Origin of the sequence: Stenotrophomonas pictorum JCM 9942, from assembly GCF_001431585.1 — a bacterium.
GTDB classification, from domain to species: Bacteria; Pseudomonadota; Gammaproteobacteria; order Xanthomonadales; family Xanthomonadaceae; genus Stenotrophomonas; species Stenotrophomonas pictorum.
The window spans coordinates 118718-128188 of sequence record NZ_LLXS01000021.1 but is presented as its reverse complement, the minus strand read 5'-3'; the positions used below and the strand labels follow the sequence as shown (position 1 = coordinate 128188).

The 9471-nt window shown below is 63.6% G+C and carries 6 protein-coding genes; all 6 read left to right on the top strand.

Annotation, left to right across the window (positions count from 1 at the left end):
• Window positions 1-99: 99 nt before the first annotated feature.
• The 6 genes from ARC78_RS08850 (at window position 100) to ARC78_RS08825 (ending at window position 9470) form a co-directional block, all read left to right on the top strand.
• Window positions 100-627 (top strand): hypothetical protein, encoded by a 528-nt coding sequence (locus ARC78_RS08850; RefSeq protein ID WP_145974304.1) that lies wholly within the window; start codon window positions 100-102, stop codon window positions 625-627.
• 286 nt (window positions 628-913) lie between these two features.
• Window positions 914-2044, top strand: coding sequence for an acyltransferase family protein (locus tag ARC78_RS08845; RefSeq protein ID WP_157722830.1), 1131 nt, complete (start codon window positions 914-916; stop codon window positions 2042-2044).
• Between the two features lie 110 nt (window positions 2045-2154).
• Window positions 2155-3315, top strand: a complete 1161-nt coding sequence (locus tag ARC78_RS08840; RefSeq protein ID WP_241772710.1) for a cystathionine gamma-synthase — start codon at window positions 2155-2157, stop codon at window positions 3313-3315.
• Window positions 3316-3350: 35 nt separating this feature from the next.
• Complete coding sequence (locus ARC78_RS08835) at window positions 3351-4157, top strand: ABC transporter permease (RefSeq protein WP_241772709.1); 807 nt, start codon at window positions 3351-3353, stop codon at window positions 4155-4157.
• Entirely contained in the window at window positions 4147-5541 is a 1395-nt protein-coding gene (locus tag ARC78_RS08830) for an ABC transporter ATP-binding protein (RefSeq protein WP_054658946.1), read from the top strand. Before ARC78_RS08835 ends, ARC78_RS08830 begins: the two co-directional genes overlap by 11 nt.
• A complete protein-coding gene (locus tag ARC78_RS08825) occupies window positions 5538-9470 on the top strand; it encodes a glycosyltransferase (RefSeq protein ID WP_057506118.1) in 3933 nt (1310 codons plus the stop codon). The genes ARC78_RS08830 and ARC78_RS08825 overlap by 4 nt, the downstream gene beginning before the upstream one ends.
• The last annotated feature ends 1 nt before the right edge of the window (window position 9471 follow it).

Here is a 9471-nt window from a genome sequence, read left to right as displayed (position 1 = left end):
AGGTACAACCATGAACGCCCAAACATGGCCTTGGGCGGCATCACCCCCAAGCAGCGGTTGGCCATGGCCGCATAGCTCTACTTCTCAGAACTCTGGTTAATGGGGGGATTACCCAAGGACGTTCAGGCTGGTATCGCCTCTGGCTTCGTCGAGTACACCAAGACCTCGGCTACGGCCGCCATTCCGGAAGCTGAGTTCAAGGCTTCGGTGAAGGCCGTCAGCGCAGCTCCGACGACCTACCGCGTCACCGACATTGCCGCCAAGGCTGTCGGCTCGTTCGTGCGTAACGGCACCGTGCTGCAGGCTCCGCTGGCCCAGATCCCGTCTGGCTGGATCAGCCGTCTGGTGCTGACCAACACCAGTGGCCTGGCTCGTCCGTACTCGATCACCCTGATGAACGTGGAAAACGAGACCGCCGTCACCCCGGGTACCCTGACCGGCACCATCCCGGCTAACGGCACCAAGGTCATCGACGACCTGAAGACTGTGTTCACGGGCAACAACCGCGCCACCATCGTGGTGAACGTGGCTGGTCCGGACAAGTCCATCCAGGGCCTGTACCAGATCGTCAACCCGACCTCGGGTTCGATCAGCAACCACGCCCTGATCCGTCCGGGCACCAACTGATCGTTCTGATCGGTAGTTGCTTGTAGTCTTGGAAAGACCCGCTCCGGCGGGTCTTTCTTTTTGTGGAACCCCATGCTTTGGTGTCGAGCACGGCATTGCCGCGCTGGGATGTGCCCGGCATGGTTCGCCGCTTCCAGGCGCTGGATATTGTGCGGTGCGATGCTGTTCGCCGGGCGTTGCCCGGCGCTATGGCGGATGATCCACCGGATTGGTGCGGTGGTGGGCGTGTGTTGCGATTGGCCGGGCCTTGCCCGGCGCTACAGGGTGGATGGATATGGCAGAAATGATGCGCAGGCTGTTTCTGGCGCCAGCCTCGGCCGGTGCGGGGCACGTACTGGCACTGGACGGGCTGCGGGGGCTGGCGGTGCTGATCGTCATCGGCTCGCACCTGTCCAATGCCGGCTGGCTGCCGTGGCCCAACCTGTCGGGCATCGGCAAGAGCGGGGTGTACCTGTTCTTCGTGCTCAGCGCCTATCTGCTGGCGTCGGCCATGTTCGGCCAACCGCTGGCAAAGCTGGCCCATCTGCCGTACTGGCTCAACTATGCGCTGCGCCGGGTGCTGCGGATCTGGCCGCTGTATCTGGTGATCCTGCTGGTGAGCTGGTGGCTCACCCGGGCGGGTGTTCCCATCTGGCATTACCAGATCGACACCGTTGCACTCAAAAATCACCTCGCCTTGCGGGAAGGGCAGAGCGTGCTGTGGTCGATCCCGGTGGAGTTCACCTTCTACCTGTGGCTGCCGTTCATCGTGGTGGCGATGCAGCTGTCGCGCAAAGCCCCCGGCGGGCGCTGGCTGGGATTGATGCTGTTGGCGCTGCTGGTGCTGTTGGCACGCCGGTACTGGCCGGCGGCAGAGGCGGTCACCAATAGCGTCGGGCTGGGCCAGTATCTGGTGGTGTTCCTGTGTGGGGTGGGGGCGGCCTGGCTGCACCGCTGGTGGCCAGGGCTGGCCACGGCCGGGCGCGCCTGGCGGATACTGGGCTGGTTGCTGTTGGCGCTGTTTGTACTGGTCACCCCGTCGATCTGGGCGTTGTTGAGCGGGAGCGAATTCCAGCCCGGGCTCGGCCACCGCTGGTTCACAGGATTCGGCCTGGGCTGGGCCCTGCTGGTGCTGGCGCTGTTGTGGGGGGGCGGCATGCTGACGCGGTTCTTTGCCTCTGCGCCGATGCGGCTGGTGGGGGTGATCAGCTTCAGTGCTTACCTGTGGCATATGCCCGTGCTGCAGGCCGCCGATACGCTGGGGATGCGTGAATGGGGCGCAGGCGGGCTGTGCCTGCTGCTGCTTGCCATGCTGCTCACGGCGATGGCTTCCTTTCTGCTTTTTGAGCGCCCCTGGCGGGATGTCCGCTATCGCAAGGGCCAGTCGCGTCGCCTCCCGGAAGCTTGCGCCCCTGCCGATAGACAGGGCGAGCCTTGAGAAAACGGTCGGGCCGCCACAAAAGTGGCCGGCCCAAGAGGGATGCTCAGCTATCGGCCAGAGCGGCTCGGGTATCATTGCCGGTTTCGTAAATGAACGGAGCAGCTCCCATGGCGTACCGTCTTGCAACGCTGGCCATCCACGGCGGCCAGTCTCCGGACCCGAGTACCGGTGCGGTGATGCCGCCGATCTACGCGACCAGCACCTACGCCCAGTCCAGCCCGGGCGAGCATCAGGGATTCGAGTACTCGCGCACCCACAACCCGACCCGCTTCGCCTACGAACGCTGCGTCGCCTCGCTTGAGGGCGGCTCCCGTGGCTTCGCCTTCGCCTCGGGCATGGCCGCCAGCTCCACCGTGATCGAGCTGCTGGATGCCGGCAGCCATGTGGTGGCGATGGATGATATCTACGGCGGCAGCTTCCGCCTGTTCGAGCGCGTGCGCCGCCGCACTGCCGGGCTGGACTTCAGCTTTGTCGACCTGACTGATCTGGCCGCATTCGAAGCGGCGATCACGCCGAAAACGAAGATGGTGTGGATCGAGACCCCGACCAATCCGATGCTGAAGATCGTGGACATCGCCGCGGTTGCAGACATCGCCAGGCGCCATGGGCTGATCGTGGTGGTGGACAACACCTTCGCCTCGCCGATGCTGCAGCGTCCGCTGGCGCTGGGCGCGGACCTGGTGCTGCACTCGGCCACCAAGTACCTCAATGGCCACTCGGACATGGTCGGCGGCATTGTCTTGGTTGGCGATAACGCCGAGCTGGCCGAGCAGATGGCATTCCTGCAGAACTCCATCGGGGGCGTGCAGGGCCCGTTCGACAGCTTCCTGGCCCTGCGCGGCCTGAAGACCCTGCCGCTGCGGATGAAGGCGCATTGCGCCAATGCACTGGCGCTGGCGCAGTGGCTGGAAACCCATCCGGCCATCGAGAAGGTGATCTACCCGGGCCTGGCCTCGCATCCGCAGCACGAACTGGCCGGCAGGCAGATGGGCGGTTATGGCGGCATCGTCTCGATCGTGCTCAAGGGTGGTTTCGAAGCGGCCAAGCGCTTCTGCGAGCGCACCGAGCTGTTCACCCTGGCCGAATCGCTGGGCGGCGTGGAAAGCCTGGTCAACCATCCGGCAGTGATGACCCATGCCTCGATCCCGGTCGAGCGCCGCGAACAGCTGGGCATCAGCGATGCACTGGTGCGGTTGAGCGTGGGTGTAGAGGACGTGGGGGATTTGCAATACGACCTGGCGCGTGCGTTGGGCGTTACAGCGGTTTAATGATGGCTCGAGTATCGGGCTTCTGGAGTAGTAGCGTGTCGATCATTACCGGGCCATTCCGTGTGGCCCTTGAACATGGCTCCCTTGTCCGGGAACTGACCAAGCGCGAGATACTGGGGCGCTATCGGGGGGCAAATTTCGGTTTGTTATGGGCGCTTATCGCCCCCTTTCTGATGTTGGCCGTCTATTCGCTGGCCTTTGGTGGAGTCCTTGGCAGCCGCTGGCCGACTGTCGATGGCAAACAGGGGAATTTCACCCTGATTCTCTTCATCGGCCTGATTCTTCATGCGTTCCTGGCCGAGTGTCTGACACAGGCGCCGCGCCTGGTTTCGGGTAACACCAGTTACGTCAAAAAAGTTGTTTTCCCGTTGGAGGTGCTGCCCTGGCCGATGGTTTTGTCGGCATTGTTCCATCTGTTCATGAACCTGGTCGCCTATCTGGTGCTGGCGGTGTTTATTGGGCAGAGCGTTGGTTGGACGCTTGTGTTGTTTCCTCTGGTAGTGCTGCCGCTGGTCTGGCTGGCATTGGGTCTGGGCTGGGGACTTGCCGCACTCGGCGTCTATTTCAGGGATATCAACCAGATCATCGGTGTCCTCTCCACGGCATTGCTGTTCACGTCCACCGCTATCGTTCCTATCTCGGTGATTCCGGAAGGAATGCGGTGGATATATCGGATGAATCCGCTGAGTTTCATCATTGATCAGGCGCGAGATGTGGTCATCTGGGGGCGAACCCCGGATTGGCAGGGTCTGGCTGTGTATTCGATCCTGGCGTTGTTGGTTTTCTATATGGGATACAGCTTGTTTCGTGCCACGCGTCGGGGGTTTGCCGATGTCTTGTGAGGTCTCCATCGACGTGGCGGGTGTGGGCAAGGTATTTCCCATCTATGAAAAACCACATCACCGTCTGTTGCAGATGCTGTCGCCGCGGTCGCACAGGCGGCGCTGGTTCCGCGAGTTCCGTGCGCTGGACGATATTTCGTTCCAAGTGCGCCGCGGTGAGACCGTAGGCATCATCGGCCGCAACGGGTCGGGCAAGTCGACGCTGCTGCAGATCATCTGCGGCACGCTGACGGCGACCACCGGCACGGTCACCACCCGGGGCCGCATTGCCGCCCTGCTTGAGCTGGGTGCAGGCTTCAACCTGGAATTCACCGGTCGCGAGAACGTATACCTGAACGGTACGTTGTTGGGGCTCACGCGTGAGGAGGTGCATGCCCGCTTCGATGATATCGCTGCGTTCGCGGACATCGGCGATTTCATCGACCAGCCGGTCAAGAGTTACTCCAGCGGCATGTTCATCCGCCTGGCCTTCGCCGTCGCGATCCATGTCGAGCCGGATATCCTGATCGTCGACGAGGCCCTGTCTGTGGGCGACGAGGCTTTCCAGCGCAAATGTTTCGCACGCATTGAGCGCCTGCGCGACGCCGGCGCAACCATCGTGTTCGTATCGCACTCGGCCAGCACCGTGCTGGAATTGTGCAATCACGCAATCCTGCTGGATCGCGGTGATCTGTTGGCGACGGGCAAGCCCAAGGACGTTGTCGCGCTCTACCAAAAAATGTTGTACGCCCCGGCCGACAAAGTGGCTGCCTTGCGCGCCGCCTGTCTTGCGGGTACCGCAGGCAGCCTTCCGTCTGCCGCGGATGAACCAGGGAATCTGCTGTCGTCCGCCAATGTCGGCCATGCAGTGATGGCAACCGCGGAAACCGAGGACAGCGCGCACTTCGACCCTGGGCTGGTATCGCAAAGTCTCCTTCGCTACGAATCCTGCGGAGCACACATCGAGGATCCGCATATCCAGACTCTTGCCGGGCGCAGAGTGAACGTACTCCGGCCTGGCGAGGAATACGTGTACGCGTATTCGGTCGTGTTCGACCGGACCGTAGCAGGGGTCCGTTTTGGCATGCTCATCAAGACCGTGTCTGGTGTGGAACTGGGCGGAGCAACCTCTTCCAGCGTGCAGGAGCCGATTGCGCTGGTGGAGACTGCCGAACGTATGGAGGTACGTTTCCGGTTTCGCGCCATGCTGGCCCCAGGCGTGTATTTCATGAATGCCGGAGTGACCGGCCGTGTGGGAGAGGAAGAGTCGTTTCTTGATCGACTCGTAGACGTTTTCGTCTTCCGTATCCCGCCAGCTGCGGGCCGCATCACCACCGGTTTTGTCGACTTTCACGTGGTGCCGGAGATTCAGGCATCACCGCAATCCATCAGGGCTCCACGATGACAATCAGCGAAACAACCGCAGCGTCCGTGATCGTGGTGCTCGGCATGCACCGCAGCGGCACCTCGGCGCTGGCCGGAACCTTTAGCCAGTTGGGCCTCCGTCTTGGTGACGAGTTGATGCCCGCGACTGCCGACGCCAACCCCAAGGGTTATTTCGAGCATGTCCGGGTGGTACAGGCCCACGACCGCCTGCTAGCCGCGTTCGGGATGGACTGGGCCGATCCACGACCATTGCCGGAAAGCTGGCTGCGTCATCCGGCCGCGTTGCGGGCCCGGGCAGAACTGGAGCCGTTGCTTGCGCAACTGCTGGCCGAAGGCGGCACCGTAGTGGTCAAGGACCCGCGCGCGTGTCGGTTCGTGCCGCTGTGGCGGGAGCTGCTTGAAAGCCTCGGTGTGCAGGCACACTTCGCCTTCATCGCCCGTCATCCAGTTGAAGTGGCCGCGTCGTTGCGTCGTCGCGATGACATGTCCGAGTACCGGGCCGGATTGTTGTCTCTCGCCTACCAATTGGAGGCCGAACAGGCCACGCGCGGTGCCAGTCGCGTGTTCCTGACCTATGAGGCCTTGATCGCAGACTGGCGTGGCCAGGTTGCGCGTTGCCGCCATGCATTCGGCGCGGGCGTGCTGCCGGAGGAAGACATGGCCGCAGCCGCTGAAGTAGACGGTTTTCTCGACGCGCAACTACGCAATCACCACGCCGTCGATGCGTTCGCGCTCGATCCGGATGTGCTGGCGGCTTATGGCTGCGTTGTTACCGCCGCTGGCGGCGGCGCGCTTGATCTGACTGCCATGGATGCGCTGCGGCAACGCTTCGAGGCTGGGCGCAGGGGCTATGCGGCGGCGATGGAGGCGGCGCTTTCCGCGCTGGGCCATGACCATGCCCGCCATGTGCCTGCATGGAGCCGGGGGCTGGAGCTGGCCAGTGCCTGGAATGGTCCCGTGCCGGATGCCGCGCCTTCTATTGCTCCGCGGATGTATGCCCGCAGTGCCGCCGGTGGGTATTGCGAGGAGTTGGCCGTCGATGGCGTGGTGCAGATGGCAGCCGGCGGAATCTGCAACACCACCATGGATACCGTGCCCGGCATGCCGCTGGAACGCGTGCGTTTCGATCCGGATGGCCGGCCAGGCGTCTACGAACTGCTGTCGGTACGCCTGGATGGCCGCCCGGTTCCCGATCTGGCGGGGCGGGTGACGATACTGCACGAACAGCGCATGGCTGCGGCTGCGGCAGATGCCATCGTCTGGGCAGCGCAGGGCGACGACCCGTGGTTGGAGCTGGACCTGTCCAACCTGGCGGAGGCGGTGAGCGGCGCGAGGCGCGTGGAGTTCAGCTTCCGGCGCGCGACCGCGTATGCGTTGGCTGAGGAGGGTAACAAGCGCAGGCATGCGCAACAGATCGAACGCCTGGAGGCGTTGCAAGTCCAGCAGGCGCATCTGCACGAAGCATTGGAGATCCAGCAGCGTACGCTGGCCTCTCAGGACGAGCTCCTGTGTCGCATGCAGGCCCAACAGCAGCATGCCGGCAACGAGCTGTCCGCGCTTTCCCGTCGCCTCGCCGCTGCCCAGGAGCAGCGGCTGGACGCCGTCGCGGCGCAATTGGGTGTCTTGTCCGCGACGGTCATGGAGCTGAAGCAGCGTTCGGACCGGCCGCTCCTGTACCGTGTGGGCCGGAAGTTGCGCGTGTCCCGCGGTAGCCGGCGGGTGATGGCCGGCCTGGCGGTGCTGGAGCCGCTGCGTAACGTGGCGATGGACCCCGATGGATACTGGTGCGGATGCCAGCGCGACCCGCAGTTTTCGGTGCGTATGGGCGCCGGGCCGGGGCCGGGCATCGAAGAGGGCTGGTATGTGCTGAGTATCGCTTCGCGCATGCACGGCGGGAAGCTGCAAAATCCCTGTCTGTATCCTGATTACGGCTGTGGTGTTCACGAAGCCGGCCGTATGGGGCTGCTGGCTTACGATGCGCAGGGGCACAGTGAGACTGTGGTGTACCTCGGCGCAGGACTGCGCAGCCTGCGCCTGGATCCCAGCGACGAGGACGCCCGCTTCCAGATCGAGGTGCGACTGCGTCCGGTGACGCGTCCTGGCGCCTGGCTGCACATGTTGCGCCAAGTCTGCCAGGTGCGTGGCGGCGGCCTGGCCAATGCGCTCGCGCTGGCGGCGCGGCTGGCGGCCACCGGCGCCAAGGCGGGGCCCTGGGCCTCGCTCAAGCAGGGTTTACACGACTACCAGGCGTTGCAGACAGCGCCGTCCAGTGACTACGCCCGATGGATCGCGAGAAACGAGCCGATGCTGAATGTGGCTGATGTGCAGGCGCGTCTTGCCGTCTTGCCGCGGCGGCCGTTGCTGTCGGTGGTGATGCCGGTTTACGAGGCGCCGGAGCGCTGGCTGCGGCGGGCGCTGGATAGTGTGGTCGCGCAGCATTATCCATACTGGGAATTCTGCATCGCCGACGATGCGTCGCCGTCGCCGCACGTGCGCACGGTGCTGGAGGAGTACCAGCGCCGCGATCCGCGGATCAAGGTCGTCTACCGCGAGAAGAACGGTCATATCTCCGAATCCTCCAATTCGGCGCTGGAGATTGCCACGGGCGAATATATGGCGCTGCTCGACCATGACGACGAGCTGCACCCGGAGGCGTTGCTGCTGGTCGCCGAAGCGGTGTGCCGTACTCCGGATGCCCGCCTGGTCTACAGCGACGAGGACAAGATCGACGAGGCGGGTATTCGCTTTGACCCCTATTTCAAGCCGGACTGGAACTACGACCTGTTCCTGGGGCAGAACTGCATCTCGCACCTTGGCGTCTACTCGTTGCCGCTGGTGCGCGAGCTGGGTGGCTTCCGCAAGGGGCTGGAAGGCTCGCAGGACTGGGACCTGGCATTGCGCTGTGTCGAGCGCATCAAGCCCGGACAGATCGTGCACATCCCGCGCGTCCTGTACCACTGGCGGGCGATCCAGGGGTCGACCGCACTGGCCGCAGGCGAGAAGAACTACGCGGTGGTGGCTGGCCGTCGTGCGGTGGAAGAACACTTGGAGCGCATCGGGCAGCCGAGCGAGGTGAGCATTCTCCCGGCCAGCATGATGCGGGTGAAACGCTCCCTGCCGGTGCCGGCGCCCAAGGTGAGTCTGGTGATCCCCACCCGTGATCGCGTGGATCTGCTGCGCATGTGCGTGGACAGCATTCTCGAGCGCAGCACCTATCCGGATTACGAGATCCTGGTGGTGGACAACGGTTCGGTCGAGCCCGAGACGCTGGACTATTTCGATCGTATTTCCAGACTCGCCAACGTGCGTGTGCTGCCGTATCCGGGCGAGTTCAATTACTCGGCGATCAACAATTTCGCCGTGGCCCAGTCGCGCGGCGAGGTCATCGGCCTGGTCAACAACGATATCGAAGTGATCTCCCCCGACTGGATGGAGGAGATGGTCGTCCATGCGATGCGGCCCGACGTCGGCGCGGTGGGCGCGATGCTCTATTACCCCGACGATACGATCCAGCATGCCGGGGTGCTTGTTGGCCTCTGTGGCGTGGCCGGCCATGTCGGCAGCCGCCATCCACGCGGTAGCCAAGGTTACTTTGGGCGCATGCTGCTCACGCAGGAGTTGTCCGCCGTGACCGCCGCTTGTCTGCTTGTGCGCCGCTCGGTTTATGACGAAGTCGGCGGTCTTGACGAGCGCTTGCGCGTGGCCTTCAACGACGTCGATCTGTGCCTGCGCATCCGCGAGAAGGGATACCGCAACCTGTGGACGCCGTTCGCCGAGTTGTATCACCACGAATCGGCGTCGCGTGGCCTGGAGGACAATCCGGTGAAGCAGGCCAGGTTCATGTCGGAAGTCGCCTTCATGCGTGAACGGTGGGAAGGCGTCCTGCGTCGTGATCCCGCCTACAACCCCAACCTTTCCCTGTCACAGCCTTTCTTACTGGAGTCCTGAC